Here is a 26,605-nt window from a genome sequence, read left to right on the forward strand (position 1 = left end):
GTCAGATCTGTAACTCCCATACGTTTGGATTCGGTATGACGAATTATCAGCTATCTGGAGTTTTGCGTGGATGTGATCGGGATACCGTATGGGTGGTTGACGGTCGATTATCTGATCGGCAACCAGCGGGGCCAGTTGAGCAGATCCGTGGGTATTGTTATCCCGGTTTGTTAGACTGCCACACTCATCCAGGGCTACGGCGAGTTCCTCAGCCTCTGTCCGTTGAGCAGATACGGCAGCGGCTGAGCATTCTTGCGCGTGCGGGTATTACCGCTGTTCGGGACGCTGGCGGGCAGCAAAATCCGAATATTGCTCATCGCACTGGTCTGCCTAAAGTTATTCACTGTGGGCAGCATATTGCTCAGTACAAGCGTTATCCGCGGTATCTTGCGGCGGAAATTGAGCCGAAAGATCTGGTAGGCGAGGCGCTGCGTCAGCTCGCAGTATCGGACGGATGGATCAAAATAGTGGGGGATTGGATTGATCGTTCCCTGGGAGCCGACGCAGATTTAACGCCTTTGTGGCCGCGTGAGGTTCTCGTAGATGCGGTCCAAGCCGTCCACGAAGCTGGAGGTAAAGTTACGGTTCACAGCTTCGCTCGGGAAACTGTGGATGATCTTCTTCTCGCTGGTGTTGACGGGATTGAACATGGGACGGGGATGACCCGAGATCAGCTTGTGGAAGCACGCGATCAGGGAATTCTTATCACTCCCACGGTGCACCAGATCCGACGTTTCCCGGAATTTGCTCGGGATGGGGCGAAGTTTCCGCGTTATGTTCGCCGTATGCTGGCGATGGATGCTGAGCGAGAAGAGCATCTGGCAATGATGGTTGACGTAGGAATTCGTATGCTGATGGGCTCAGATACTGCAGAGAACGTCGCTGAAGTGAATCTGATTGACGAGCTTATTGACGCAGTAGATGACGGGATACCGGCTGATCGTGTGATGGCTGCTGCGTCCTATAGTGGTCGTCAGTATCTCGGATTGCCGAACTGGCAGGTTGGAGCACCGGCTGACGTCGTCGTCTTTGCAGATGATCCTGAGCAGGATATTGCGGTTGTGCGTCAGCCTCGTCTGGTGCTCATTGATGGGTGTGTGCCGAGATAGCAGCCCTGTGTATCTACGCGGATGGATTATCTGAGCAGATGATCTGAGCGGTATTTTGCAGTATCGGTCAAGGTGTATGAGATGCTCGGGCAATAACTGGCACGAGGTTCAGTAGCTTATTTGCTGCGCTGTAGATAATTGCGCGAGGATCAAAATTTTTCCGGTTCTTCTCCTTCGCAATGTGTTGCCAATGAAAGTAGCAGCGCATAGGCGGAAATAGGCGTATTTTGCTACAGGCTTTACCGCCGGCTTACCGCTGAGTGAAATACGTTGTTGCAGGAAATGCGTCGTTTCCACAAGGTAAACAGATTAAGGGATGGGGCGCAGTCCCTCGTCATCACCTAAGGGCACGTACCCTTCGGGAATATCTGTATAGGATTGCGCATCCTCAATTGGTTCGACGTGGATGACGACATAGCTGGAATCGAGAGACTGCCCGATTGCCTCCTCGACTTGCATGGCGAGATCATGACCAGCTTGGACGCTCCACTGCCCAGGAACTTGCAGATCAACTTTGATATGGCGGTAACGTCCGGCACGTCGGGTTTGCAGCCCGTGAAAGGAAATCTGCCCAGGGCGCGTGAAGGTGCGCAGTGTGGCGACGATGCAGGCGTTTTCTTCATCGGGCAAGGTGACGTCAAGTAGTCCGGCAAGGGCTTGGCGCAACAGCTTGATTCCGGTGGTAATGATGTTGAGGGCGACGCAGATAGCGATGAGGGGATCGAGGAAATCCCAGTGAGTAATGAGGGCCAGGCTTAATCCGAGGATGACGCCTAAGGTGGTTAGAACGTCGGTGAGAAGGTGGATACCGTCGGCTTCTAAGGTGAGAGATCGTTCGCGTCGGCCGATGTGCCGTAAGTAAAGCCCAGTGATTCCGTTAAGGATGGTGGCCAAAACGGAAGCGAGGAGCCCCCAGCCCAGGTGCGTGACGGGTTGTGGATGGAATAGACGGGTGATGGCCGCAATGAAGATAAGCGCTGCCGCACCAAAAATCATTGCCCCTTCAACAGCAGCGGAGAAGTATTCGGCTTTGGAACGGCCGAAGGTGTAGCGCGAGGTTGCTGGCGCAGCGGCGAGTTTTAGGGCGATGAGGGCAATGATGGCGGCTACGAGATTGACGACGGATTCCATCGCATCGGATAGGAGTGAAACAGAGCCGGTTAAGAGGTATGCACCGGCCTTGATACTGATTGTTATGATCGCGACTACGATGGAGAGCCAGGCGTAGCGCACAAGCGCGGAGGACTTCACATGTGCCATTCTTGCGTGTTGTTCGCGCGAGGGAAACAATGTTCATGGCGGTATTTACCACAGTTAGGATGGCAAAAAATAAGGGTTTCGCCGTGGCGAAATTGTGCTGACGTGACCACTACCACCGCTAAAAATATGCCGATGGACTGCCATTGTGGCGAAAAATCTGGCAAGATTAGGCGTTGTACTTGGAGGAAACCGAGCCCCTCTCTCAACTCGGTGGAATCTCAGTTCGGAGCATATCCTGGGTGCATGATATTCCCACGCCGACAGGGTATTTTCCACCAACTAAGAACTAGGAGTGACCGCACAAGTGGCAGTCAGAATTCGTTTAAAGCGAATGGGCAAGATTCGTGAAGCCCACTACCGTCTCGTCGTCGTGGATCAGAAGAAGAAGCGCGACGGTCGCGTCATTGAAGAGATCGGATACTACAATCCGAACACCGAGCCGTCGATCATCGACATCAACTCTGAGCGTGCTCGCTACTGGATTTCTGTTGGCGCGCAGCCCTCAGACGCTGCATTGGTTCAGCTGAAGATCACCGGCGATTGGCAGGCGGCAAAGGGTCTTGAAGGAGGCTCTACGCTCAAGGTCAAGGAAAAGGTTGATCCGGAGCAGGCTCGCGAAGAAGCTGTGAAGGCAGTACAGGACGAAGCGGAAAAGCGTCGTGCGGCTAAGGCAAAGGCACGCGAAGAAGCCGAAGCTGCGGCGCAGCAGGCTGCTGAAGCAGAAGCCGCTGAGGAATCTGCTACCTCGGAAGCTGAGGCAGAGAGCACGGAGGCTGAGTAATGCTTGCCGACGCACTCGAACATCTCGTTCGCGGAATCGTTGATTCTCCGGATGATGTGGAAGTAGTTTCTCGCAATAATCGCCGTGGCGAATTGCTAGAAGTTCACGTAAATCCGGATGATCTTGGGCGTGTTATCGGGCGCAATGGTCGAACCGCAAAGGCACTGCGTTCTGTGATGTCTGCGCTCGCGCCCCACGGTAATGTTCGTGTCGATGTGATCGAAACCGATCGGTAAAACCTGTTTTCCGAGGTTTGCGTATATAACTCAAAAAGGACCCGCCAGGTGTGGCGGGTCCTTTGCATAATGTGAGATCAGAGCCCATCAGCGGAGTTACGTCGCATTGAGCTCGCCGGTCGCGTAACATGCCTGATGTAGTCACGTCGGATTCGGCTGTAAGGAAGAACCGTGCAACTTGTGGTGGCAATTGTGGGATCAGCTCACGGGTTAAAAGGCGAAGTGAAGCTGGATGTGCGCACTGATGATCCGTATAGGCGGCTTGCTCCAGGCGCTATCCTTGAGACTGATCCGGCCGATGTTGGTCCAGTTAAAATTGCCTCTCGTCGAGAATATCGCGGGCAAACCTACGTCAAATTTGCGGAATATGCAGACCGTGGCGTTGTGGAGAGCTTGCGCGGGACAAAGCTCATTATTGAATCCGATGAAGATGACGTAGAAAATGACGCCTGGTTCTCCCATGAATTACAAGGTCTGGAGGCGCTTGATCCAGAGGGCTACGAATTAGGGACGGTGTTAGGGTTCGAACCAATGCCCGCTCAAGATCTGCTGATCGTGCGTGAGCCAGATGGAACGATCACCCGAGTTCCTTTCGTTAAAGCGATCGTGACGGAAGTCGATTTAGAGGATCACTGCGTCGTTATCGATGCGCCGCGAGGATTATTCCACTGCGATCCTATTGATGACGACTCAGACGCGGCGACTGAGTAGCAAGTTGGCGCCTTATGCGATTTGATATCGTCAGTGTCTTTCCGGAGTTCTTTTCGGTTTTAGATCTATCCCTTATTGGTAAAGCCCGCGATCGCCAGCTCCTTGATGTACGGGTTCACGATCTGCGATCCTGGACTCACGATGTCCACCGGACCGTTGATGGTGCTCCCTGTGGTGGGGGTGCGGGAATGGTGATGAAGCCAGACGTTTGGGCATCGGCCATTGACGATCTGCTCTGCGACCAGACGGTGATCGCGATTCCTTCACCGGCTGGCCAGCGCTTAACACAGGCGGCATGTGTGGATTTAGCGAAGAAAGAGCACATCATTGTTGCCTGTGGCCGTTACGAAGGGATTGACGCGCGGGTCGCGGATTATTACGCTCAGGCTGGCTACCAGGTGTGGGAGTACTCGCTTGGGGATTATGTGCTTAACGGCGGAGAAGTGGCGGCGGTGGCACTCGTTGAAGCAGTTGGGCGGCTCGTGCCAGGGATGGTCGGCAATCCGGATTCCTTGATGGAGGAATCACATGGTGACGCCGGGCTGTTGGAATATCCGAATTACACCCGTCCTATTGAGTTTCGTGGGCATCGCGTCCCGAGCGTGCTTGCTAGCGGCAATCATGGGGCTATTGCTCGCTGGCGGCGAGATCAGGCGTTACGACGAACGGTCCAGCGCCGTCCCGATATGATTGCCGCCCTTGATCTGCAAACCTTGGATAGGGAAGATCGCAGCGTTCTAGCTGCCTGTGGTTGGGCGCAGCCGGCGCAAGGTAGCGCTCTAGAAGCAATTGAGATGGGAGCGGCTACTTCGGAAGATAGTGAGCAGCTAGCGCGTCTGGCTCGAGAGACGTTTCCAGCTGCCTGCCCGCCGCATGTGACGCCTGCCGATATTGCGGAATTTTGTGAGCAGCATTTAAGCGAGCGCGCATTTTCGCAAGCTATTGCAGATCCAATGTCGCTTATTTGGGGTGCGCGCCATGACGGTCACCTCATCGGATACGTGTGGGCGCAGTTGGATTGCGTCCCCGATCCGCATGTTGTTGAGCGAATCCCTATTCCTCCTGAAGCCTATGTGGTGTACCTGTCGAAAGTGTATGTGGCTGAATCCTGGCGCGGTAGCGGGGTAGCGCACGCCATGATTGAAAGCATTATTGACGATATTCGTTATCGGGTAGTGGGCGGAGATAATGATTCTCCTCAGCACACGTCTGGGGGAGCAGAGGAACAATATAGATCTATCTACCTGTGGTTATGTACGCATGTGTCGAATAAGCGAGCGCAGAAAGCGTATCGGCGAGCTGGCTTTCGGCGCAGCGGCTCGCGGATTTTTACCGTGGGTGAGCAGATCAACACTGATACCGCTATGGCTCGTATCGTCGATATGCCACAATAAGAACGCTCGCATATATCGTCTCCATATCTGCCGCAGGGGAAGGGGAACGATGTGCGAGTTTATGAGAACGAACGGGTAATCCCGGAAAGCACTCTGGCCTGCGTGCAGGGTGGTAGAGAAGAAGAATGAATATTCTTGACAAAATTAATGCGGCCTCAATGGTCGAGCGTCCGGATTTTCGCGCTGGCGATACGGTAAAGGTCAACGTGAAGGTTGTTGAAGGTAACCGCCATCGTATTCAGGTGTTCCAGGGCGTCGTTATCTCGCGCAAGGGTGGCACGGGCGTCAATGCCAGCTTCACTGTGCGCAAGAATTCCTTCGGGGTGGGCGTGGAGCGTCAGTTCCCGCTACATTCTCCGAATGTGGATTCGATTGAGGTTGTTTCCCGTGGTCGTGTGCGTCGCGCGAAGCTGTACTACTTGCGTGATCGTCACGGAAAGGCTGCTAAGATTCGCGAACTTCGTGAGGATAACAAGTAACGATAGCGAATGTGCTGGCGGCTACGTCGGCCAAGACACTCAAGAAGCGCTCCGGTTGGGGCGCTTCTGTTTTTTTTAACTAGAGATACTCTCTGCCTTAGGAGATGTGATCTACGGAGCGACCGTGGTATGAGGGTGTTTCTCTGATAATCCGATAGAGTTATGCTCAGGTTAAGGAGGTGTTAATGGATCAAATTAGTGCTGATGAGCAGCCCGATTCCATGCCTCCATCGTATCCTCCACAGGAGCGGCCTGAGCGTGCCTCAGTCGCTAAGGAGAATGCCGATTCTGAGACGAAGCGGCGCAAGGGAAAGCTGCGTGCCTGGCTATTAGAATTGGGAATGAGCATTACCCTTGCTTTGCTCATCTCAATCGTTATTAAGACTTTTTTCCTGCAGGCTTTTGAGATTCCTTCAGAGTCAATGGAATCTACCCTCATCCCTGGTGATCGCGTGATGGTCAATAAATTGGCAGATGATGAGGAGTCTTTGCATCGCGGAGATGTTGTCGTTTTTGTTGATCCTGGCAACTGGCTAGATGCATCCGATCATCCACAAAGTAGCGGCTGGCGGGCGGCGCTTAAAGGATTTGCTGAAATGACGGGAATTTTGCCGAAAAATTCTGGCGATCATTTGATTAAGCGCATTATCGGGATGCCCGGAGATCACGTGAAATGTTGCAATGAGGTCGGGCAGATTACCGTCAACGATGTGCCTATCACGGAAACCTATGTGAAATCAGGGGAAGTGCCCTCGCGAACTCCTTTTGACGTCACAGTGCCGCCTGACCATCTGTGGGTCATGGGAGATAACCGTTCGCACTCTAAAGATTCGCGCTATCATCAGGCTGCCTCAGGTTTCGGTTTTGTTCCCATTGACCACGTTGAAGGGCGTGCTTGGTTGCGTATTTTGCCTTTTGATCGCTTTGGTCGTTTGCCCTCTGGTACTGACGTATTCGACGCTGTTCCAGATGCAAAGTAGTCCACGTGATTGTCTATCCTGATCGCGCAATTGAGCGCAGATTGCTCTCCCAATTACATCAGGCTGCTGTGGGCAACCCCAAGACTCCCCAGTTCCTCGCGGGTGTTGATGAAGTTGGTCGAGGTGCCTTGGCTGGTCCGGCAAGTGTGGGCATCGCCTTGATTGACGCACACACTTCCGATGAGTTCCCGCAGGGTTTGCGCGATTCTAAGATGATGACCCCGAAAGCCCGAGCGGAGATTGTTCCCCAGGTTCGCCAGTGGGTGCGGGCCTATGCGGTTGGGCATGCGCCTGCCAGTGACGTCAATCGCTATGGGATCATCGGAGCTTTACGAGCGGCAGCCGGGCGTGCATTGGAACAGCTAGCAGATTTCCCGATAGGGATGGTGCTGCTGGATGGAGTACACGATTGGTGGACGAGCGATGAATTGCCAATCGGCCCCCAACTGCCCGCTATTCCCGTCGTTACTCAGGTAAAAGCTGACGCTCAGTGTGCGGTTGTGGCGGCAGCTAGTGTATTGGCTAAGGTGGCGCGCGATAATCTCATGATTGAGATGGCTTCCCACTATCCGGGATACGATTGGGAACGGAACAAGGGATATTCCTCGGCGCGGCATATCGCTGGCTTGCGAGAGCTGGGGCCGAGTGCAGAGCATCGAACTGCGTGGAAACTACCCAGTTGAGGAGGAGAGGATGCACGAGCTGGAGAACTACGAATCGGATGCTGAGCTAGCTTTATATCGCGAGTATCGTGATGTGGCGAGCTTGTTCCGGTTCGTTGTGGAGACGGAACGACGCTTCTATTTAGCAAATGATGTGGACGTCAAGGTGCGTGCCTCCGCAGCAGGTGATGTGTTTTTTGAGGTGACGTTGACGGATGCCTGGGTGTGGGATGTATTTCGCTCTTCGCGTTTCATTCGTGGAGCGCGGATCGTCACGTTTAAGGATGTCAACGTGGAGGAGCTTAATAAGCCTGACTTGACGCGCGAACTAGAATTCGATTCCTAAGTATGCGCTACCTGGCGTGATCGTGATAGTTGGCGAGATCTTCCTGCATAAGGATGATCTGCGTAGAAAATCGGAGAGGCTGCCCGTGCCTATCACGGCTGGTAGATAAGCGTTTTTATTCGCTAATGTCGGCGATAAAACGCGGGTTTCTGTGAGATGGGATTATCTCTTGCCGCTGTCTGCGTCAGTTATCTGCCTTAGTAGCTAGTTTTCATGCTAGGGCTGTCAGTAGTGCGGTGAAAAACAGGGTTTTGCCGCTTTGTAGTGGGCAGGAACGGGGAGATACCTGCCAAGCTATGCACTGGACGATCTCTAAGAAGCTCACGCTTTCGCGATTAATCTATCCACATGTGTTCATACGGCACAGTAATCCACATATCAGTAGGGATACCTGACGGAAAGTGGATAGGTTCCGGTGAAATCCTCTTATGACGATACAAACACAGAATATTCCAACACGTGTATTACGTTCATGTACCCGACGTGAATTAGGAGTATGGGGAGAAAATCTGGCAACTAGCTATCTGGCAGAACACGATTGGGCTATCTTAGAACGAAACTGGAACACCCGCGGGGGAGAGCTAGATATTGTGGCTTTCGATCCCCACCGCCATGCCTTAGTAGCGGTAGAAGTGAAAACTCGGCGCTCTCGTCGCAATGGCTCACCAGAACAAGCCGTTACTCCGGCAAAAGTTCAACGTTTGCGGGGACTACTCTTGCAGTGGGCTGTCATGCGAAAGAGCTACTGTGCCACATTGGCGATTGACGTTATCGGGGTAGAAGTTGATCCACAAGGGCGGCACGCTATCCATCATATCCAGGACGTGGGATCATGAGCGTCCTCCAATCCGCGCCAGAATCACATGCTCCCCGCGCTATGCCTGCTCCGGCTGGAACGGTAGGGCGAGCACGCACAATGTCATTATGCGGCTTGGCTGCGGCGCCCATTCTCGTTGAAGCGGTCCAATTAAACGGGCTACCAAATTTCACTATTGTCGGTTTGCCGGATGCGGCCGTCAATGAAGCCCGTGAACGCTTGCGAGCAGGATTTCAAGCATTAAATGTTCCCTGGCCAAATCGTCGGCTCACCGTCAATCTTTCACCGGCTGACGTCACGAAATCTGGGACGGGATTCGATCTGAGTTTAGCGGTCGCCATATTTGAATCGATGGGCTACCGATTCGCATATCCTCAGGCCGTTGTGATTGGGGAGTTGGGATTAGATGGATCAGTGCGAGCTGTTCGTGGAGTGCTGCCGGCAGTATTAGCAGCCTCAGAACAAGGGTATGAGGTCGCTGTTGTGCCCAAAGCAAATGAACGAGAAGCACGCATGGTAGGCAATATTCAAGTCATCCCGATTTATCACCTGGGGCAGATCGCCCAACTGTGTGGAATCCCAATTGTAGATATTCCGGATGAGCCACCAGAAGAGGAGAACGTGCGTTCCGACGAGGAATCAACTGATTTTGCAGACGTTTGCGGGCAAGAGGAAGCTATTGCTGGGGTGGAAGTAGCTGCGGCAGGTGGTCATCATGTACTGATGATCGGGCCACCTGGTATCGGAAAATCAATGCTAGCCCAGAGAATTCCCGCAGTTTTGCCCGATTTAACGCCACAAGACGCACTTCATGTGGCGGCTATTGAGTCCGTCATTGGAGCTAGACCAGTGACAGATTTGCCGATTCGACCTCCGCTCTGCGCGCCACATCACACTGCGACAATCGCCGCAATGGTTGGCGGTGGAACGGGTATTCCCCGTCCGGGTGCGATCACGAGGGCGCATGCGGGCATCTTGTTTCTTGATGAATATCCCGAGTTTGCTACGGCGGTGATTCAAGCACTGCGTCAGCCAATGGAAAACGGCTACATTGATATTGCTCGATCCCGTTTTCACGTGCGTTACCCCGCGCGATTTCAACTCATTGCGGCGGCTAATCCATGCCGGTGCGGGCATCGGGGCGATGGAACAAATCAATGCCACTGTACGTCACGCGATAACCGGCTGTACGAATTGGCATTATCTGGCCCTGTTCCGGATCGAATTGATATACAGCTTTCTCTGCGTCGGCCATCGCGAGCGGATTTACGTCGTGGCGGTACGATCACTTCCGATAGTATCCGGCAAAGCATTGCGCTGGCTCGCGAGCGCCAAGAGTGGCGGCTCAAGGAATTACCTATCGCTCGCAATGCGTATGTCTCAGGGAATTGGCTGCGAAATCATACGCGGATTCCCACGGCAATGAATGATCGGATAGATCACGCAATTCAATGTGGCTACATGTCATTTCGTGGGGTTTACCGGCTGCTACGGGTCGCCTGGACGATAGCAGATCTGGCTGGTCACGATTCTCCAAGCGCAGATGACATTAGCTATGCCTTTGCCTTGCGCTCGCGAAGCCGTAGGTGATCCGATGGAATCTGAACGTCACCGTTTTCATGAGGGGAGCCGCCGCGAAGCCTGGATGCGCTGGACGCAAATTGTGGAGGGTGGGGATAGCGCCGCTAATGAGCTTATTCAGCGGCTGGGCCCCGTTGAGGCATTAGTGGCGGTTAGGCAGGAACGGGGATTAACCGCCGCAGAACGACGCAGTCTTCCACGATGGCGGCAGCGCCTATGTGGTACCCACCCTCTCAATATGGCAGCACTTGCGGATCGCGGGATTCATTTGCTGTGCCCCGACGATGAACACTGGCCGATAGGTTTGGCTTCATTGGGCGCGCAGATACCGATTGCGTTGTGGGTTCGAGGATCGGTTAACGCACTGAGCCATCGAAGCAATATCGCTCTTGTTGGATCACGATCAGCCACACCCGCTGGCCTACATATTGCTCGCGATTTTTCTTACGAGTTAGCGGCAGATTTTACTGTCATCTCCGGCGGAGCTTTCGGAATTGACGCTCAGGTACACCAAGGCGCAGTTTTAGCGGAGAAACCGACGGTGGTTGTGTTTGCTGGCGGAGTGGACGAATACTATCCGCGGGCAAATGCTCAGATATTTAATGAGGTCTTGGCCTGCGGCGGGGCAATTGTGTCAGAATCTGCTCCGGGGGCGAAGCCCTATCGTTTCCGTTTTCTGGCGCGTAATCGCATTATTGCCGCATTGTCTGCGGCGACGGTGGTGGTTGAAGCGCCGATTCGCTCGGGCGCTTTATCAACAGCTCGCCATGCGATGCGAATCGGGCGAGAAGTTGGGGCTGTTCCCGGCCCGATAGATCAGCCAGGATGTGTGGGGAGTAATGAGTTAATTCGGCATGGCGCGCATCTGGTTGCTTCAGTGGCACACATTCGCGAGATGGTAGCCCCTATCGGGCAGTGTCTTGACGGGGTTGATCTATTTGAGCTTGCTGAGGACGATGAGGTGACAGTTGAGCAGCGTCGGGTGTTTGACGCGTTGTCGATTCGCCGTTCTCGTCCAGCTCAAGTGATAGCTACCCATTCAGGGATGTCGCTTCGTCAAACGATTGGCGCACTCGGAGCGTTAGCGTTGCGGGGGTGCGTCGAAGAACGTGATGGGCAATGGATTCGCATTACGCTACATTTATGACCTCGATTGCCGAAATTATGGACAGCTATCATCGTGAGCTAGCTGTGCGGCGTGGGCTATCGGAGCATACGGTGCGAGCATATATGAGCGAAGCCCAGTCACTTATTGATTTTTTGGCGCAACATTCAGATGATGTTGCCGCCTCGCTCTACCATCTTGACGTTATGGATATTCGCTCCTGGCTGGCGGCAGAACAATCAGCAGGCCATGCTCGTGCGTCCATGGCTCGACATTCGGCTGCTATCCGTTCCTTTACCTCGTGGCTGTTTCGTCAGGGGCTAGTGAATCAGGATGCGGCTCGTCGGTTGCGTGCTCCACGGGCAGCGCAGGAACTTCCGCGAATACTGAGTGTCAACCAGGCACAACTGTTATTGAATACGGCGCAGGATATCGCTCAGTCAGAGAAAAACGTCGATCCTATTGCGGTGCGAAATTGGGCCATGTTGGAGCTGCTATACGCCAGTGGGATTCGAGTGAGTGAATTAGTTGGATTAACGGTGACGAGTTTATATCCAGACGACACGATGCGAGTGATAGGAAAGGGCAATAAAGAGCGGATCGTACCCTACGGCCGCCCAGCAAGAAAGTCTCTTATGGCATGGCTTTCGGTGCGATCACAGGTGGCCCGTGCGGGAGAACCTGCATTGTTCGTCGGGCAGGCAGGAAACAGAATAGATCCTCGGGTGGTGCGTAAAGTACTTAACGATATGTGTGTAACTGCGGGTGTTCCGCGAGTTAGCCCACATGCGTTACGACATTCTGCAGCGACGCATTTGCTAGATGGCGGCTCGGATCTGCGCTCTGTTCAGGAAGTATTGGGGCACGTATCTTTGGGGACGACACAGCGTTATACCCACGTCAGTGCTGAGCGATTACGGGCCGCATTTGGGCAGGCACATCCGCGAGCCTAGCCTCTAGGAGGTCAGTACAAGAAAAGACGGGAACTGACGCTGATAGTCGTTGGCCAATGCGCAGGGTAGCTCCAATAACGGCGTTTCAGGTAATACGGATAGCGGATATTAACTAATAAAGTCGAGAAATACAGGCGCAAGACGGCGGATGGTGCAACACGGCAAATAAGCGAGGCCTTGCGACAGCAGCGAGTGAGGCTGCGAGCTACACGAGATAGGAAAGGTATCCACGGTATCTTGCCATATTGTGTGCCCTTCTGGAATGTTTATCTTTTCCTGACACGAGGTGCGGCTATGTGCCGCTCAGTTGTATAGCCGGATACGTTGATCAGCAAGCAGCGATAACGGATTGATATACTCTCGTGCACCGCGTTTAGCTCCCCAGTGCAGACACGATGAGGGCGCACAATGCGTGCCGGTGACCACGCCGATTTGTTGCCCACGAATAACCTGTTGCCCGCGCTTAACGTGTATTTCCACTGGCTCGTAAGTAGTCCGGATTCCGTCTGGGTGCTCGATTGAAATGACGGATCGATCATTGATTTCACCTGCATAAATAACTATGCCATCGGCAGCGGCATAGATTGGATCACCGGCATTTAGGGCTAAATCAACCCCACGATGACCGCGATCCCAGACATGTTGCCCAGGGCGAAAGGGACGAAGGACTGCAACCGGATGACCCGATGGCCACATGTACACGGTGTCGGAGAGCGATTCTGCAGAGGAAGGATCTCGTGCGGGTAACGAAGGGATAGCAGGAACATGCGTGGGATTAGAAGTGGAACTGCTGCCAGAATTTCCATCGGTATGTGGCGTAGCTGGTGCATGTTCTGCGGGAAGGCGCTGCTCAGATTCGCGAATGGCAGACCATAAAGCAGGAATATTGCGAGCGGCTGGTGGCAATGAAATATCAGGGACGTTCCCGTATCCGATGTGGAATACTCCGGCAAGAGTGATGAAGATAGTTACGGTTTTACTCATGCCCACAGCATGTCATCAGGAATATAAGGGTCATTTCCTAGGCAATCATGCTGTGAATAGCGAGGGCACATATCAAGCTGTGGAAAGAAAAATCATCACAGTTACTATTCAGGAGCGCCGAACATTAATGCGGTAGCGCCATGAAACCGCACGCAGTATTTCGGTTGCAACATCCGTTTTATGATGGCAATCGCGCCCCGCACTGAATAAAAAGCGTGGCGCATGAGCTGATTTTTATGCGATAGGACGCAACAAAATGACCGACAGCAGGAAGAGAACGGAAAGAGCGAAGAAGAACGATATTAGCTGGCGGATGAATGCGGTTCGGAATGTGAAGACTTCACCGAGTGGGACTCAGATTTTGACAGTTTGCGCTGGGAACGCAGCCGCAAATTCTTAATCTTCGTCCCATGCCGGCGAATCGGACGACTTAAATCCATTGCTCGTACTGGCAGAACCCAATTAAAACGACGCGCTGCCAGCCCAAATACCAGGCACACCAGAATCGCCAAAGCCATACCTAGCTCATAGGAGCCGTGAGACTGGAAAACCGTCATGATACCTGCGGCGATAATAGAAAATGTGGCGTACAGGGGATTAGAGCCAAAAATAGCTGGTGTTCTATGCACGATGACATCGCGAAGCAAACCCCCCGCCGTGGCGGTGATAACACCGAGAAAAATTGACGGGATAGGGGCTAAACCAGCAGCCAAACCTTTTGAAGCCCCCGTTGCAGACCAGCAGCCGAGGGCGAGCACGTCAGCCACTGAAAGGGCGCGGCGAGCCCATCGACCATCGAGAGGGATGAGATAGGCCAGCACCGACGCGCCAATCGCACCTGCGAGATACCACGGATCTGTTAGCGCGACGGGAAAACCAATCCCGAGGAGGGAATCGCGGATCATTCCACCGCCCAGAGCGGTGACAATTCCCAGGGTGAGAAACCCGATGATGTCGTATCCGAGGGCGCGGGCTAGCGTCGCCCCAATTAATCCGTTGGCCAGTACGCCACTGACATCGACCACACGGAAAAGCACGTCCGGATCCATGTAGCTCCCTCTGCTGACCAGATACGACAATCCCCATAGCTGAGCTACTACAGAAACCGGCGAGGACAAGCGCTTAATATTAACGAACATTTAATATTAAGACCTGGGAACTCGGCGGAGACTGCGTTACTCAGTCGGTTACTATTGTGCACGCTCAAGGCTGTTAGCGCGAATACAAGGGCGGAAATAGCTCAGCGGATTTTTTCTTTCCTTTTCCGGCACACCTGCCAATTGCGTCATCGTACCTATCGTTTCATACGTTCAGTGGGTTTAGTGGGTTACCGATTATGGAGGAAACCAAAAGAGGCGAAGAAAGAAACGGGAAGGAAGGACGGGAAACAGGGCAGGAAGAAAGAAGAGGCAAAACGTAGGCAAGGAAAGTAAAAAGTAAGAGAGCAAGGTTCCCTCAGTTACTACGGATGTGCCACAAACAGTTACGGGCATGCACAACAGTTGCGGGAGCGCCGCAAACTAGATACCGGAACGCTCAGGTGTTACCTGCTCTCTCAATCTCAGTTGCAGTGTTCAAGGCTGGCAGGTGCGACCGGAGGAGAGATGCGCGATACGGATGTAGGCAAAACCACCTTTATCTTCTAGGGAGCGCACTGGATGGGGCAGGTCGAGCTGAGGTAGGATGAGGAGGCTGTCTACGGGCAGCAATACGCGTGTTCGTTCGCTGCGCGTGCGCAGTCTCGCATGTTTCGGTGTGTGGGTCATCCTGGTCCAGATAAGTACATGCGATGGGGCACCAGGGCTAGTCGTCAGATGCGGCTAGCAGTAACCGTAAACCTACGCGCAGGTGATCTGCGCCTGAGAAAGGACGACGATGGCAGTCGTTACCCTGAGCCAGCTGCTGGAAGCTGGCGTCCACTTCGGGCACCAAACCCGTCGCTGGAACCCCAAGATGAAGCGTTTCATCCTCAATGATCGCAATGGGATTTACATCATCGATCTGCGCAAGACGATCGACGATATTAACCGCACCTACGAGTTCGTTAAAGAGACGGTTGCTCATGGCGGAAACGTGCTCTTCGTTGGCACGAAGCGTCAAGCTCAGCGTCCGATCCGCGAACAAGCTGAGCGCGTGGGGATGCCCTACGTCAACGAGCGCTGGCTTGGCGGTATGCTGACCAACTTCCAAACGGTGCATGCTCGCATTAAGCGTCTGAAGGAACTCGAGTTGGTGGACTTCGAAGATGTGGCTGGATCTGGTCGCACCAAGAAGGAACTGCTCATGATGCGTCGTGAGAAGGAAAAGCTGGAGCGCACCCTGGGCGGTATTCGCGATATGGTGAAGACTCCGTCGGCAATCTGGATTGTGGATACCAATAAAGAACATCTGGCAGTTGCCGAAGCACATAAGCTGAACATTCCAGTTGTCGCAATTCTGGATACCAATTGTGATCCGGATGATGTGGAATACCGTATTCCGGGCAACGATGACGCTATCCGTTCGATTGATATTCTGACCCGTATCGTGGCAGATGCCGTTGCGGATGGTCTGATGGCCCGTGGCGGTGGAGCTAAGGATGCCGAAGATCCCATGCCCGAGTGGGAACGCGAAGTTCTTGCTGCTGAGGAAACGGCTGCGGCTCCTGCCGAGGAAACGACCACTGAATCTGCTCCGGCAGCCGAGGAAAGTGTTGACGCTCCGGCTGACCAAGCATCTGAAACCGACGAGAAGTAACGCCGAGGAGATCAAGAATGGCAAACTTTACTGCCGCTGACATCAAAGCGCTGCGCGAAAAGACCGGCGCAGGAATGCTTGATGTGAAGAATGCGCTGACGGAATCTGATGGCGATACCGCCAAGGCAGAAGAGATCCTTCGTCTGAAGGGGCTGAAAGTTGCTGCAAAGCGCGAAGATCGCACTGCTAGCAACGGTTTAGTCCTTTCGCACATTAGCGATTCGGATGAAGGTCAGACTGGCGTTATCCTCGAAGTCAACGCCGAGACGGATTTCGTGGCAAAGAACGAGAAATTCATTGCGTTCGCAGAGAAGATCCTCGCTGCTGCAGTCGCCGCGAAGGCCACCACGGTAGCGGAAGTTCTCGCTGCACCCTCGGAGGATGGCACAGTCGAGGATTCGGTGAAGAATATGATCGGCATTATCGGCGAGAAGCTGGGTGTTGGTCGTATTGAGACGCTGAGCGGTGAGCACGTTGAGGCCTACATGCACCGTACCGCCACCGATCTGCCCCCGCAGGTTGCCGTGTTGGTTGCTACGGACGCTGCTGGCGCTGGCGTCGCTCATGATGTCGCAGTACACATTGCGGCAATGTCTCCTAAGTATCTGACCCAGGATGCCGTTCCGGCAGATGTTGTGGATAACGAGCGTCGTATTGCTACGGAGCTGACCATCGCTGAAGGTAAGCCAGAAAAGGCTGTTCCGGCGATCGTCCAGGGTCGTTTGCAGGGCTTCTTTAAGCAGGTTGTGCTGCTTGATCAGCCCTATGCTCGCGATCCAAAGGTTTCGGTTGGCAAGGTTCTCCAGGAAGCTGGCGCCACTGTTACCGGCTACGCGCGCGTTCGCGTCGGTCAGCAGGACTAACCATTACGCATAGCACGTGGGGTGCGCCGCTGACGCACCCCACGTGTTTTTATTACCGCTGAATAGCAATATGCGGGTTCACCTTAGGTGGTACCCAATGAGTAAATACCCCGAGATATGATCTGGCCCAAGCCTGATCGGAGGAAAACAGTGAATATCGCGGTCGCGTACAAGTACGCCCCTAATCCACAAGATGCTCGCGTTCAACCAGACGGCCAGGTGGACTGGTCACGAGCAAAACCTGCCGTGTCAGAAAACGATCCAGTTGCTATTGAGATGGGGCGACGGGTGGCTGCCGCCTGTGGAGCACAGCTGATTGGTGTATGCGTTGGTCCGCAGATTGTTGGAGCTGCGATGGCACGTAAGAACGCTATGTCTCGGGGATTCGATCGTGGCATTATTCTGGCTGACGATCAGAGCGCACAGTGGAATAGCACCCAGATTGCTTCGGCGCTTGCGAGCCTGATCCAGCGGGCCGAAGACGTCACTTTGGTAGTGGCCGGAGATTCATCGATTGATGACGCGCAAGGCGTGGTGCCGGCAATTATTGCAGGATACCTCCAGTGGCCAGCATTTTTAGATGTTATTGACTGCGAACCCACCGATGATGGCTACCGCATTACTCAGCGTGTGCATGGCGGGACGCGCACGGTCCGCGTCAGTGGTCCATGCGTCATCGCAACGACCTCAGATGCCGTCACCCCTGCAGTGCCCTCTATGAAAGATATTCTTGCTGCGGGTAAAAAGCCGGTTGATGTGCTCACGGCCAGCGATATTGACTGCGATGACATAGGGATAACGACGGTGGGATACCGCAAACCGCCCGTTCACCAGCGCAAGAAGCGCATGTTTTCTCATGCAGATGAGCTCGTTGCGGCACTATACGAGGACGAAGTGTTATGAGGGACGATATGACGACGTGGATTGTTACTACAGAGCCAACGATTGCTCCGCTATGCCAACTAGCCGTGGGGGAACGTCACGCTGTTGTGGTGGGCGATTGTGAGATTACTGGAGTTGATAAAGTAACCCGTCTCGCTATATCTGGGCCAGCCGAAGCATACGCACCACAGGTGGTGGCCGCGGTGGCAGCGCAACCAGGAGATATTATCCTCGTCGTAAATAATTCGGTCGGGCGGGTTTACGCTGGGGCGTTAGCGGCTGCTTTTCATGCTCCCATGCTTACCGGCGTTCGGAATATTGCTTCCGGAGCTGCCGTTTTGGGGCGCTACGGGGGAATGACGTTCCAGGATGTACAGTTTGATGGAGTCGCTGTTGGTTTAGTAGAACCAGGGGATATTCCCGCGTCGGCACAATCACACATCTCGATCCAAGCACACGACGCTCATGCGATAGCGCCGTATCCGGCAACATGTGAGAGCGAAGAAACAAACGCTCATGCGGATATTAACCTCAATGCGGCTCGCCGGATTATCGGTGTGGGGCGTGGTTTCGTGGCAAAAGAAGATATTGATTTAGCTCGGCAACTCGCTGCGGTCATTGAGGCGGAAGTCGGGTGTACGCGGCCTTTAGTTGAAGGCAAAGGCTGGATGGAACGTGACGCATATTTAGGGGTATCTGGGCATACGGTTTCCCCACAGTTATATATTGCGGTCGGAATTTCGGGGCAGATTCACCATACGGCTGGGATTGACCAGTCCGAAACGATTGTGGCTATTAATAATGACGAGACGGCAGCAATCTTTGATATTGCTGACTATGGCTTAGTGGGTAATCTATACGAAGTTTTGCCGAAGATGACGAAAGCTGTGCGTCAGCATAAGAACGGATAGACTGCTCAGCGTACCAGTTCTTTACTGCTCACGAGGAGAATCATGACGGACTACGATTTTGACGTGATTGTTGTGGGCGCAGGCATTGCGGGAAGCGTCTGTGCGACTTTACTGGCTCGCAGTGGGGCTGAGGTTCTTCTTATCGAGCGTGGGGCAGAGCCCGGATCTAAAAATCTATCTGGCGGTGTGTTCTATCCGCATGTCATGACGCATATCTTTCCGGATTTCGTCGAGAGCGCTCCCGTTGAGCGGGTAATAACTCGCAATGTTGTCGCGGCATTGACCCCGCACAGTAGCGTCAGTATGGATTACTGGGATCAGCGTCTGGCTAACCCCGTTAATGCCGTATCGGTTTTGCGTTCCAAACTGGATCCGTGGTTGGCACAACAAGCTGAGGAAGCAGGCGTTTCGCTCATTAGTGGTGTCAAGGTTGAGGGTCTATTACGTGACGGGCCCTACGTCAGTGGGGTTGTCGCCACCGGCGAGGAAATGCGGGCAAAGGTGACGGTATGTGCCGACGGGGTGAATTCCTTTTTAGCCTCTGACGCAGGTTTACGACCGGCAGTATCTGCACATCATCTGGGTCTGGGAGTCAAATCCGTCATCCAGATGGAGGAAAAGACTATCCAGGAACGTTTTGCCTTACGTGACGGCGAAGGTGTTGCATACTCCTTTATTGGGGACGCAACATGCGGGATTCCGGGCGGGGGATTCCTCTACACCAATCGGGATACGATCTCGATCGGTGTGGTTCTTTTGTTGGATGCGCTAGCGCGTAGTGGAAAGTCAAGCTCAGATATTCACGATCATTTCTTGTCGCATCCGGCAATCGAGCCGCTCATTCGTTCCGGTGAGGTCATTGAGTATGGCTGCCATTTGGTCGCTGAGGGAGGCCAGCAGATGCAGCAAGAGATCGTGCATGATGGACTGCTCATGGTTGGTGACGCGGCCGGATTTACCCTCAATACTGGCTTGACGTTACGGGGTATGGATCTTGCGGCAGGCAGTGCGCAAGCGGCTGCACAGGCAATTACTCAGGCCCTGGCGGCTGAGGATTTCTCGCGTTTGCAGTTGCGTTCCTATCTTGATCATCTGAAAAATAGTTTCGTCGGTGCGGATATGCATACCTATCGGAAAGCCCCGAAGTTCTTTGAATCCCATCCAGTAATTTTTGATGGTACGAGCGATCTGCTGACAGACATTCTCTATCGAACGTATCGTCATGATGGCCAGCCGAAAGATCGCCTCCTCCGTCATGCCCGAACGGCGTTGAAAGCATCGTCGGTGAAGATGTCCGACCTTATCCGTGCAGGTATTGGTGCTATTCGGTCCTTGTAGGAGGAAAACAGATGTCTTTTAATCTGGATAGTGTTAACGAGAGGTTAGCACGAAATGTTTTTCACACGGACGACGAATCCCATATCGAGGTCGATCAGGAGGCAGCTCGCCGAACTCGGGCTGGAGAATTGTTAGAGCGGATATGCCCAGCGCATGTCTATCAGGCGCATCCAGATGGAACTATCGGCGTGGAATATGCGGCATGTTTGGAATGCGGTACCTGCCTGCGGGTAGCCCCGCCTGGGGTGCTGCGATGGATTTATCCAACTGGTGCTAGCGGCGTCCACTATCGAGAAGGATAAGTTTGCTGCGTGGCGTATAGCTGCTTGCTGCGTGGCGTATAGCTGCTGTAGGGATGATGTATAAGTTAGGTAACGTCAGTCATATCAGGCAGGAACTGTGTGGCAGAAAGTTGCGCGAAGAGTTTAATGGCGTGAGGTGACAGGCGCTAGGTTTGCGTACATACCCGTAAACCTAGCCACGGCAAAAGTAGGATCTTCTGCGCGCAAAAGCACGCTCGCTTTTCTGCCGGGCGGGATCGCTTTTTCTCTTTTCCCTGCCCTGCTAAAAATCAATCGCGGGTTTACCCGAGGGGAGAGTTCGAGCGGATCGCCGAATTTTCGCCTAGATAACGCGAACTATTATGACGCGCTATCTAGGCGAGGTGTTAGGCCTTACTGGGCACGAATAGAGCGACGCTGTAAGCGCTGTGCTGAGCGCCGCCGCAGTTGGCTGTTACGTGCGGAATCTTGCCGTGGATGGCGGTCATGGTAGCCGTCGCGCCAGAACAAAATAGCCAGAGTTAACGCCAGCAAGATGAACAAGGTGACCATCATATAGGCCAAGAAGAATCCGACGTACCAGCCGGTATTTCCGGTATGCAGGCTAGGACCAAGCCAGAAGATGGCGGTGATGACAGCATTTCCTATTGCGGTTGTGATACGTTGACCGGTTTGTTGGACGCCACCGGCAGTGCCACCGTGCTCTGGTGGTACATCAATCATGGATTGAGTTTGATTTGCCGCGCCCATACATCCTTGACCAAATCCGAGGATCGTCAGCGGAATAGTGAGCCACCAGAACGATAACCCGTGCTCAATTGCCCATACCACGGTTGTAACGCCGAGGATTCCGACGAGCATGAGCGTCAAGGCCATAACTTGCACGCCACGACCGTGTTCAACGGCGCGCTTGCCAGACCAAATAGCTGCGTAGGCTGCGATGAGCGCGTCTGGTAGGGAAACTAATCCAACTTCTAGTGCGCTGGCGTCAAGTGCGTTTTGTAGGAACATGGCCAGGACTACGAAGATTGACGTCGTTCCCATGAATTGAGCTGCTGAAATCGCCGAACCATAGGAGAAGGTTTTAATTCGGAATAACCGCAGGTCAACCATTGGTTCATGCTCGTGTGCGGCGTAGAACTTCTCCCATAGCACCCACACCACAATAAGAAGGAACCCAACAGGAAGTAAGAACCAGAACCACATGTGACCGTGGGTCATAAATGGAAGCATGATGCACAAGACGGATAGGACGAGTAGGAAGCTCCCGAGAGGATCCAGATCAATTCGCGTGCGTGGCTTATGGACGACGCCTTCTTTGCGGCGCATAGCGATGTATTCGCGGCGGGCTTCCTTAGCGCGTTTGCCGACGTGGCGCCGTTCTTTTCCGAAGGGCAGCCAGCGAAGAGCGAAAAAGATGCCGATAAGACCGAAGGGGAAGTTGATAATGAAGGACCAACGCCAGCCATTTTGTGGCCCAAGCAGGGAGATAAGGCTGCCGGACATCAATGGTCCAGCCGCAACAGAGGCCGAGATAATGAGTCCGAAAAGAGAGAAGGCTTTAGCTCGGGCATGGCCGGTGAAATAGTGCAAGATGAGGCCGGTGATTTGGGGGGAGTACATTCCAGCGCCGATACCCTGCAAACACCGCATCATATTGAGCATGATGGCTGAGGTAGATAGGCCAACGAGGAGAGAGGCGAGGGTGAATACGCTCAATCCCACGACGAATGCCGATGAGCGCCCGAAAAGATCGCCGATCCGTCCGGCCGGAACCAGTAAAATGCCGAAGCACAGCGCATATCCGGATAACACCCATTGCAACTGAGTTGACGAGGCATCGAGGGCTTTCCCGACGGTGAACAGCACGTTGTTGACGGAGGAGACTTGTAAGAGTGACATCGTCAGTGGAACGAGCAAGACCAGAAGAATTTTGTTGCGGTCATAGATCCGATCCGATCCGGGAACGCGGATATGACGAGGATTCGCGTCCGGCTGGTTCGGCTGATGTTCCTCGGGCAAGCGTGATGACATGCAACAGTCCTATTCGTATTGCTGGAATGAAAAAAAGGCGCTTTAAAGCGCCGTCACTAGGGCTCAGGGTAACACCATCATTTTCTTGATAGCTAATAGCGTCCTGGAAAGTGTGAGCAATGAGGCAGAAAGTGTAACGGTTTTACGGCACCGCTTAATGCGCAACTCCATTTTCGCAGTGGCTAAGGAAACGACGCACAGGTATGAGCCGATCTTGAAAATACCGCTGGGAAAGGGCGGCAGGTTAGACTGTTGTTATGACCCAATCAGTGCGCATCGACCAATGGCTGTGGGCGGTACGCCAGACGAAAACTCGGTCGGCAGCAACGGCAGCGTGTCGAGCTGGGCATGTGCGGATTAATGATGAGCCGGTAAAAGCAGCGACGAAAGTTGCTGTGGGGGATACGGTTCGCTATCGAGTTGCCGGTTGGGATCGAATACTCCTGGTTCGTCAGCTAATAACTAAACGCGTCGGTGCGCCGGTGGCACGAGAATGCTATGAGGATCTCACGCCAGAGCGCCCGCGGGTGGCGATGCCTATCATGTTCCGACCATCAGGGGTTGGGCGCCCGACGAAGAAAGAACGACGCGAATTAGATCGACTCTTAGGTCGAGATTCGAACTGGGGACGAATGCGGTAAACTCAGGTCAGTACCGGAAGAAAGGTTCATCCATGACCCAGGACGATAACCATCCGCGTCGCGTTTTGTTGAAACTCTCAGGAGAGGTGTTTGGCGGCGGGGCGATTGGGCTTGATACAGAAGTTCTTATCCGTATTGCAAACGAAATTAAAGCGGCGGTTGATGACGGAGTTCAGATTGGCGTTGTCGTTGGTGGCGGAAATTTCTTTCGCGGCGTCGAACTACAGGAAGCCGGCATGGAACGCGCACGAGCTGACTACATGGGAATGCTCGGTACCGTCATTAATGCGGTCGCTTTGCAGGATTTTCTGGAAGGTGCCGGCGTTCCCTCGCGAGTACAGACGGCCATTACGATGGCTCAGGTAGCTGAAGCGTATATTCCGTTGCGGGCGATCCGTCATTTTGAAAAAGGGCGCGTGGTGATTTTCGGCGCCGGTGCAGGTATGCCCTATTTTTCGACGGATACCGTTGCGGCCCAGCGAGCGTTAGAGCTCAAATGTGATGAGCTGTTGGTGGGAAAGAACGGCGTAGATGGGGTGTACACGGACGATCCGCGGAAGAACCCGCAGGCCGTCAAGCTAGATACGCTCACGTATGACGATGCTTTGCGTCAGGGGTTGCGTGTAGTTGATGCTGCAGCGTTCTCCCTGTGCCAAGATAATGACATGACAATGCGGGTTTTCGGTATGGTTGAACCCGGAAATGTCACCCGTGCCTTGCGCGGTGAAGGTATTGGAACACTAGTAACAACGAACTGAGGACCTGATGATTGACGAAGCTTTGCTTGGCGCTGAAGAGAAAATGGAGAAGGCCATTGACGTTGTGCGCAATGAGTTTTCCAAGATTCGCTCTGGCCGTGCGAACCCGGAGATGTTTACCTCGTTGATGGTGGATTATTATGGCGCTCCCACCCCACTACAGCAGTTAGCCTCGGTGACTGTTCCCGAAGCGCGAACGATTATCATTTCTCCGTATGATCGCTCTGCTATGCGAGATATTGAACGCGCAATCCAAGAGGCTGATCTGGGGGTTAATCCAACAGATGACGGTCAGGTCATGCGAGTAAATCTGCCAGCTTTGACGGAGGAACGCCGCAAGGAATACGTCAAGTTAGCACGTGGCAAGGCAGAAGAGTCACGAGTGGCGATTCGCGCGGTGCGCCGTAAGGCAAAGGACGAGCTGGAGCGTATTAAGAAAGACGGAGAAGCTGGCGAGGATGAGGTGGAGCGCGCAGAAAAGGATCTTGAGGCGCTCACCAAGCGCTTCACCGATCAGGTAGATGCGCTTTTGGCCAATAAAGAGACCGATCTTATGGAGATCTAAATGCCGCAGGCATCCATGCAGCAAGCCGCGAATATCTATTCGCGGCTTGCCCCGCATCCGCCACGGCCGCCGCGCGAGACGACCTCGCGCGCGGGGCGTAATCTGCCGTTGGCAGTTGCCACTGCGGCGGTTTTGCTCACCATTGTGGGAGCATCTCTCGTATTTCGAATCGAGATTTTTGTTGCCCTGGCAGTGCTGTGTTTGACGATGGCCTTGTGGGAGGCAGCAGGAGCACTGCTTGCGCGTGATTTCCGTATTCCGTTTCCAGTTTTAGCGTTAGGGCAAGCCCTTATGCTGGTGGCGACGTGGAAATATAGTCTCGGGGTGGCGTTCCTTGTTTTATTGGGCGTTTTCGCGGTGACCACTGCCGCAACGCTTGTGATAAAACGTCAAGGGGCGCTCACTGACGCCTTAGCTGGATGTTTTACGGTGAGCTGGCTGGGGCTTTTAGGCTGTTTTGCGGTTGCGATGGCGAAGATGGATCATCCAGCTTTGGTTATCGTGACGTTCATCTTACTGCCGGTAGCTAATGATACGGGCGGCTGGTGCGCCGGAGTTCTTTTAGGAAAACACCCTATTGCGGCTTCGATTTCTCCGAAAAAATCCTGGGAGGGTTTTGTCGGATCGGTTGTGTTGAGCCTGCTCGTCGCTATCGTCATGGCTGGCATAGTGCTGAAAATATCGTGGATTTGGGTCATCGTCTTAGCAGTGGCGACCCCCATAGCGGCAACCGCCGGTGATTTTGCGGAATCGCTGGTTAAACGAGATCTTGGCGTCAAGGATATGGGGGCTATTTTCCCTGGTCATGGCGGAGTATTAGATCGCATTGACTCTATGCTCTTTTGTGCGCCTGTGTGTTATCTCGTATTCGCTTTGGGCTTTGGTCTGCTATGACAAATGAGATGGCAGAATGGTGCCCGCTATGAATGCTGAAAAACAAGTACGTCCTCGGGTAGAGCACGGCCCGCGTCCGACCCTGTCTTTTGAACAGCGGCGTCGGGCTAAACCACCGAGCCATCTTGCCGATCTCGATAGGCAACAGCGGCGAGAAAAACTCCGTGAGTTAGGGATTGCCCCGTATCGTGCCGATCAACTATCTGTGCATTATTTTGACCATCTGTGCGTTGACCCGTCGGCAATGAGTGATATTCCAACAGCTCAACGCGAAGAACTTGGCGCGCTATTGCTGCCGCCACTGCTGGAGAAAGTCAGCGAACAACGGGCAGACGAGGGGAAAACGTTAAAGATTTTGTGGCGTCTGTTTGACGGTGCAGTGGTCGAATCCGTTCTCATGGCGTATCCCGATCGGGCTACTCTGTGCCTATCTTCGCAGGCCGGATGTGGGATGGCATGCCCGTTCTGTGCAACTGGGCAGGCAGGATTGACGCGCAATCTATCGACGGCAGAGATCGTTGAGCAGCTCAGAAGCAATATGCAACTGGCTCGGGAAGGCGCATTGGGCGAGCCGGTTCGGGTGAGCAATGTGGTGTTTATGGGGATGGGCGAACCGATGGCGAATTACCGTGCTGTGCGCGATGCGGTTCATCGGATGGTTGACCCGTCGCCGGAGGGATTTGGATTATCAGCGCGGCATATCACGGTATCTACCGTTGGTTTGGTTCCTGCTATTGACCAGCTTGCTGCCGAAGGGATCCCTGTGACTTTAGCGGTTTCGCTCCATGCACCAGACGACGGGCTTCGCGACGATCTCATTCCGGTCAATTCCCGATTCAAAGTCGGAGAACTCCTGGATGCCGCCTATCGTTACTATCGCAGCACGGGGCGCCGAGTTTCGATCGAATATGCCTTGATTAAGGATATGAACGACCACGCCTGGCGGGCAGAACTTTTGGCGGCAGAATTGAACCGACGGGGCCGCGGCTGGGCGCATGTGAATCCGATCCCATTGAATCCCACTCCGGGCAGTATTTGGACGGCGTCGACGAAGACCGCTACACGCCGTTTCGTCGATACACTGTTAGCAGCGGGTATCTCGACAACCATTCGCGATACCCGTGGGTCGGATATTGATGGCGCATGTGGGCAGTTGGCAGCCGAGGTGGTTGATCGGGATAACGTTGCTCGACGAGCGAAGCAGGCGCAGGAGAAAGTCGATGCTCGGCTCGCAGAACATCGCGAGAAACCGCATGATCTGGCCGATCAACTGGCTGGTCGAACGAGTGAAGCATAGGGGAGAG

At 53.8% G+C, this 26,605-nt stretch carries 28 protein-coding genes; 24 read left to right on the top strand and 4 right to left on the bottom strand.

Going from position 1 to position 26,605, the window contains the following annotated elements:
- Positions 1-35 precede the first annotated feature (35 nt).
- Positions 36-1,109: an amidohydrolase family protein gene (locus tag ACLHIL_RS01195; RefSeq protein ID WP_411296038.1), complete on the top strand. Its 1,074-nt coding sequence runs from the start codon at positions 36-38 to the stop codon at positions 1,107-1,109.
- A gap of 309 nt (positions 1,110-1,418) precedes the next feature.
- Here the strand turns inward: ACLHIL_RS01195 and ACLHIL_RS01200 are convergent, their stop codons facing one another.
- A complete protein-coding gene (locus tag ACLHIL_RS01200) occupies positions 1,419-2,369 on the bottom strand; it encodes a cation diffusion facilitator family transporter (RefSeq protein ID WP_411296039.1) in 951 nt (316 codons plus the stop codon).
- A gap of 304 nt (positions 2,370-2,673) precedes the next feature.
- Between ACLHIL_RS01200 and rpsP the strand changes: the two genes are divergently transcribed.
- The 12 genes from rpsP to ACLHIL_RS01260 all read left to right on the top strand — a co-directional run bounded on the left by rpsP (position 2,674) and on the right by ACLHIL_RS01260 (position 12,414).
- Complete coding sequence (rpsP, locus tag ACLHIL_RS01205) at positions 2,674-3,150, top strand: 30S ribosomal protein S16 (protein ID WP_411296040.1); 477 nt, start codon at positions 2,674-2,676, stop codon at positions 3,148-3,150.
- Entirely contained in the window at positions 3,150-3,386 is a 237-nt protein-coding gene (locus ACLHIL_RS01210; RefSeq protein WP_411296041.1) for an RNA-binding protein, read from the top strand. Before rpsP ends, ACLHIL_RS01210 begins: the two co-directional genes overlap by 1 nt.
- Before the next feature lie 171 nt (positions 3,387-3,557).
- The gene (rimM, locus tag ACLHIL_RS01215) at positions 3,558-4,097 is read left to right on the top strand and encodes a ribosome maturation factor RimM (RefSeq protein ID WP_411296042.1); all 540 of its coding nucleotides are present in this window, start codon (positions 3,558-3,560) and stop codon (positions 4,095-4,097) included.
- 14 nt (positions 4,098-4,111) lie between these two features.
- Entirely contained in the window at positions 4,112-5,491 is a 1,380-nt protein-coding gene (gene trmD, locus ACLHIL_RS01220; RefSeq protein ID WP_411296043.1) for a tRNA (guanosine(37)-N1)-methyltransferase TrmD, read from the top strand.
- A gap of 125 nt (positions 5,492-5,616) precedes the next feature.
- Positions 5,617-5,970 (top strand): 50S ribosomal protein L19, encoded by a 354-nt coding sequence (gene rplS, locus ACLHIL_RS01225; RefSeq protein WP_411296044.1) that lies wholly within the window; start codon positions 5,617-5,619, stop codon positions 5,968-5,970.
- A gap of 185 nt (positions 5,971-6,155) precedes the next feature.
- The gene (lepB, locus tag ACLHIL_RS01230) at positions 6,156-6,950 is read left to right on the top strand and encodes a signal peptidase I (RefSeq protein ID WP_411296045.1); all 795 of its coding nucleotides are present in this window, start codon (positions 6,156-6,158) and stop codon (positions 6,948-6,950) included.
- Between the two features lie 5 nt (positions 6,951-6,955).
- Positions 6,956-7,633, top strand: coding sequence for a ribonuclease HII (locus tag ACLHIL_RS01235; RefSeq protein WP_411296046.1), 678 nt, complete (start codon positions 6,956-6,958; stop codon positions 7,631-7,633).
- A gap of 10 nt (positions 7,634-7,643) precedes the next feature.
- Entirely contained in the window at positions 7,644-7,958 is a 315-nt protein-coding gene (locus ACLHIL_RS01240; protein ID WP_411296048.1) for a DUF2469 domain-containing protein, read from the top strand.
- A gap of 428 nt (positions 7,959-8,386) precedes the next feature.
- Positions 8,387-8,794 (top strand): YraN family protein, encoded by a 408-nt coding sequence (locus ACLHIL_RS01245; protein WP_411296049.1) that lies wholly within the window; start codon positions 8,387-8,389, stop codon positions 8,792-8,794.
- A complete protein-coding gene (locus ACLHIL_RS01250; protein WP_411296050.1) occupies positions 8,791-10,365 on the top strand; it encodes a YifB family Mg chelatase-like AAA ATPase in 1,575 nt (524 codons plus the stop codon). The genes ACLHIL_RS01245 and ACLHIL_RS01250 overlap by 4 nt, the downstream gene beginning before the upstream one ends.
- 4 nt (positions 10,366-10,369) lie before the next feature.
- Positions 10,370-11,503, top strand: a complete 1,134-nt coding sequence (gene dprA / locus ACLHIL_RS01255; RefSeq protein ID WP_411296051.1) for a DNA-processing protein DprA — start codon at positions 10,370-10,372, stop codon at positions 11,501-11,503.
- Positions 11,500-12,414 carry a tyrosine recombinase XerC gene (locus ACLHIL_RS01260; protein ID WP_411296052.1) on the top strand — a complete coding sequence of 305 codons (915 nt, stop codon included), beginning with the start codon at positions 11,500-11,502 and terminating at the stop codon, positions 12,412-12,414. The genes dprA and ACLHIL_RS01260 overlap by 4 nt, the downstream gene beginning before the upstream one ends.
- A 303-nt stretch (positions 12,415-12,717) precedes the next feature.
- On the opposite strand, the gene ACLHIL_RS01265 is transcribed toward ACLHIL_RS01260, so the two are convergent.
- Together ACLHIL_RS01265 and ACLHIL_RS01270 are read right to left on the bottom strand one after the other, a co-directional pair.
- Positions 12,718-13,398, bottom strand: a complete 681-nt coding sequence (locus tag ACLHIL_RS01265; RefSeq protein ID WP_411296053.1) for a M23 family metallopeptidase — start codon at positions 13,396-13,398, stop codon at positions 12,718-12,720.
- A 302-nt stretch (positions 13,399-13,700) separates the two neighbouring features.
- Positions 13,701-14,447, bottom strand: a complete 747-nt coding sequence (locus ACLHIL_RS01270; protein WP_411296054.1) for a trimeric intracellular cation channel family protein — start codon at positions 14,445-14,447, stop codon at positions 13,701-13,703.
- 826 nt (positions 14,448-15,273) lie between these two features.
- Here ACLHIL_RS01270 and rpsB point away from each other — a divergent pair.
- From rpsB to ACLHIL_RS01300, 6 genes are all read left to right on the top strand, one after another.
- Positions 15,274-16,134, top strand: a complete 861-nt coding sequence (rpsB, locus tag ACLHIL_RS01275; protein ID WP_411296056.1) for a 30S ribosomal protein S2 — start codon at positions 15,274-15,276, stop codon at positions 16,132-16,134.
- Positions 16,135-16,151: 17 nt separating this feature from the next.
- Complete coding sequence (tsf, locus tag ACLHIL_RS01280; protein WP_411296057.1) at positions 16,152-16,997, top strand: translation elongation factor Ts; 846 nt, start codon at positions 16,152-16,154, stop codon at positions 16,995-16,997.
- A gap of 150 nt (positions 16,998-17,147) precedes the next feature.
- Positions 17,148-17,900: an electron transfer flavoprotein subunit beta/FixA family protein gene (locus ACLHIL_RS01285; protein WP_411296059.1), complete on the top strand. Its 753-nt coding sequence runs from the start codon at positions 17,148-17,150 to the stop codon at positions 17,898-17,900.
- On the top strand, positions 17,897-18,790 hold the full coding sequence (locus ACLHIL_RS01290) for an electron transfer flavoprotein subunit alpha/FixB family protein (protein ID WP_411296061.1): 894 nt from the start codon (positions 17,897-17,899) through the stop codon (positions 18,788-18,790). The genes ACLHIL_RS01285 and ACLHIL_RS01290 overlap by 4 nt, the downstream gene beginning before the upstream one ends.
- 42 nt (positions 18,791-18,832) lie before the next feature.
- Entirely contained in the window at positions 18,833-20,128 is a 1,296-nt protein-coding gene (locus ACLHIL_RS01295) for an FAD-dependent oxidoreductase (RefSeq protein ID WP_411296062.1), read from the top strand.
- 11 nt (positions 20,129-20,139) lie between these two features.
- Entirely contained in the window at positions 20,140-20,430 is a 291-nt protein-coding gene (locus tag ACLHIL_RS01300; RefSeq protein WP_411296064.1) for a ferredoxin family protein, read from the top strand.
- A 372-nt stretch (positions 20,431-20,802) separates the two neighbouring features.
- On the opposite strand, the gene ACLHIL_RS01305 is transcribed toward ACLHIL_RS01300, so the two are convergent.
- Complete coding sequence (locus ACLHIL_RS01305) at positions 20,803-22,443, bottom strand: MFS transporter (RefSeq protein WP_411296066.1); 1,641 nt, start codon at positions 22,441-22,443, stop codon at positions 20,803-20,805.
- A gap of 257 nt (positions 22,444-22,700) precedes the next feature.
- On the opposite strand from ACLHIL_RS01305, the gene ACLHIL_RS01310 reads away from it, so the two are divergent.
- From ACLHIL_RS01310 to rlmN, 5 genes are read left to right on the top strand one after another with little or no spacing between them, the layout of a single operon-like run.
- Positions 22,701-23,084, top strand: coding sequence for an RNA-binding S4 domain-containing protein (locus tag ACLHIL_RS01310; protein ID WP_411296067.1), 384 nt, complete (start codon positions 22,701-22,703; stop codon positions 23,082-23,084).
- Positions 23,085-23,116: 32 nt separating this feature from the next.
- The gene (gene pyrH, locus ACLHIL_RS01315; RefSeq protein WP_411296068.1) at positions 23,117-23,842 is read left to right on the top strand and encodes a UMP kinase; all 726 of its coding nucleotides are present in this window, start codon (positions 23,117-23,119) and stop codon (positions 23,840-23,842) included.
- Positions 23,843-23,849: 7 nt separating this feature from the next.
- Complete coding sequence (gene frr / locus ACLHIL_RS01320) at positions 23,850-24,407, top strand: ribosome recycling factor (RefSeq protein ID WP_411296069.1); 558 nt, start codon at positions 23,850-23,852, stop codon at positions 24,405-24,407.
- A complete protein-coding gene (locus ACLHIL_RS01325; RefSeq protein WP_411296070.1) occupies positions 24,408-25,301 on the top strand; it encodes a phosphatidate cytidylyltransferase in 894 nt (297 codons plus the stop codon).
- Between the two features lie 28 nt (positions 25,302-25,329).
- Positions 25,330-26,598, top strand: coding sequence for a 23S rRNA (adenine(2503)-C(2))-methyltransferase RlmN (gene rlmN, locus ACLHIL_RS01330; protein WP_411296071.1), 1,269 nt, complete (start codon positions 25,330-25,332; stop codon positions 26,596-26,598).
- Positions 26,599-26,605 lie beyond the last annotated feature (7 nt).

It is taken from the genome of Trueperella sp. LYQ143, from assembly GCF_046599595.1.
In the GTDB taxonomy this organism is placed as follows: Bacteria; Actinomycetota; Actinomycetes; order Actinomycetales; family Actinomycetaceae; genus Trueperella.

Coding starts and splice junctions, on each gene's coding strand:
- ACLHIL_RS01195 (WP_411296038.1), top strand. CDS start 36: ATGACGAATTATCAGCTATCTGGAGTTTTGCGTGGATGTGATCGGGAT.
- ACLHIL_RS01200 (WP_411296039.1), bottom strand. CDS start 2,369: ATGGCACATGTGAAGTCCTCCGCGCTTGTGCGCTACGCCTGGCTCTCC.
- ACLHIL_RS01210 (WP_411296041.1), top strand. CDS start 3,150: ATGCTTGCCGACGCACTCGAACATCTCGTTCGCGGAATCGTTGATTCT.
- trmD (WP_411296043.1), top strand. CDS start 4,112: ATGCGATTTGATATCGTCAGTGTCTTTCCGGAGTTCTTTTCGGTTTTA.
- rplS (WP_411296044.1), top strand. CDS start 5,617: ATGAATATTCTTGACAAAATTAATGCGGCCTCAATGGTCGAGCGTCCG.
- lepB (WP_411296045.1), top strand. CDS start 6,156: ATGGATCAAATTAGTGCTGATGAGCAGCCCGATTCCATGCCTCCATCG.
- ACLHIL_RS01240 (WP_411296048.1), top strand. CDS start 7,644: ATGCACGAGCTGGAGAACTACGAATCGGATGCTGAGCTAGCTTTATAT.
- ACLHIL_RS01245 (WP_411296049.1), top strand. CDS start 8,387: ATGACGATACAAACACAGAATATTCCAACACGTGTATTACGTTCATGT.
- ACLHIL_RS01250 (WP_411296050.1), top strand. CDS start 8,791: ATGAGCGTCCTCCAATCCGCGCCAGAATCACATGCTCCCCGCGCTATG.
- dprA (WP_411296051.1), top strand. CDS start 10,370: ATGGAATCTGAACGTCACCGTTTTCATGAGGGGAGCCGCCGCGAAGCC.
- ACLHIL_RS01260 (WP_411296052.1), top strand. CDS start 11,500: ATGACCTCGATTGCCGAAATTATGGACAGCTATCATCGTGAGCTAGCT.
- ACLHIL_RS01265 (WP_411296053.1), bottom strand. CDS start 13,398: ATGAGTAAAACCGTAACTATCTTCATCACTCTTGCCGGAGTATTCCAC.
- ACLHIL_RS01270 (WP_411296054.1), bottom strand. CDS start 14,447: ATGGATCCGGACGTGCTTTTCCGTGTGGTCGATGTCAGTGGCGTACTG.
- rpsB (WP_411296056.1), top strand. CDS start 15,274: ATGGCAGTCGTTACCCTGAGCCAGCTGCTGGAAGCTGGCGTCCACTTC.
- tsf (WP_411296057.1), top strand. CDS start 16,152: ATGGCAAACTTTACTGCCGCTGACATCAAAGCGCTGCGCGAAAAGACC.
- ACLHIL_RS01290 (WP_411296061.1), top strand. CDS start 17,897: ATGAGGGACGATATGACGACGTGGATTGTTACTACAGAGCCAACGATT.
- ACLHIL_RS01295 (WP_411296062.1), top strand. CDS start 18,833: ATGACGGACTACGATTTTGACGTGATTGTTGTGGGCGCAGGCATTGCG.
- ACLHIL_RS01300 (WP_411296064.1), top strand. CDS start 20,140: ATGTCTTTTAATCTGGATAGTGTTAACGAGAGGTTAGCACGAAATGTT.
- ACLHIL_RS01305 (WP_411296066.1), bottom strand. CDS start 22,443: ATGTCATCACGCTTGCCCGAGGAACATCAGCCGAACCAGCCGGACGCG.
- ACLHIL_RS01310 (WP_411296067.1), top strand. CDS start 22,701: ATGACCCAATCAGTGCGCATCGACCAATGGCTGTGGGCGGTACGCCAG.
- pyrH (WP_411296068.1), top strand. CDS start 23,117: ATGACCCAGGACGATAACCATCCGCGTCGCGTTTTGTTGAAACTCTCA.
- frr (WP_411296069.1), top strand. CDS start 23,850: ATGATTGACGAAGCTTTGCTTGGCGCTGAAGAGAAAATGGAGAAGGCC.
- ACLHIL_RS01325 (WP_411296070.1), top strand. CDS start 24,408: ATGCCGCAGGCATCCATGCAGCAAGCCGCGAATATCTATTCGCGGCTT.
- rlmN (WP_411296071.1), top strand. CDS start 25,330: ATGAATGCTGAAAAACAAGTACGTCCTCGGGTAGAGCACGGCCCGCGT.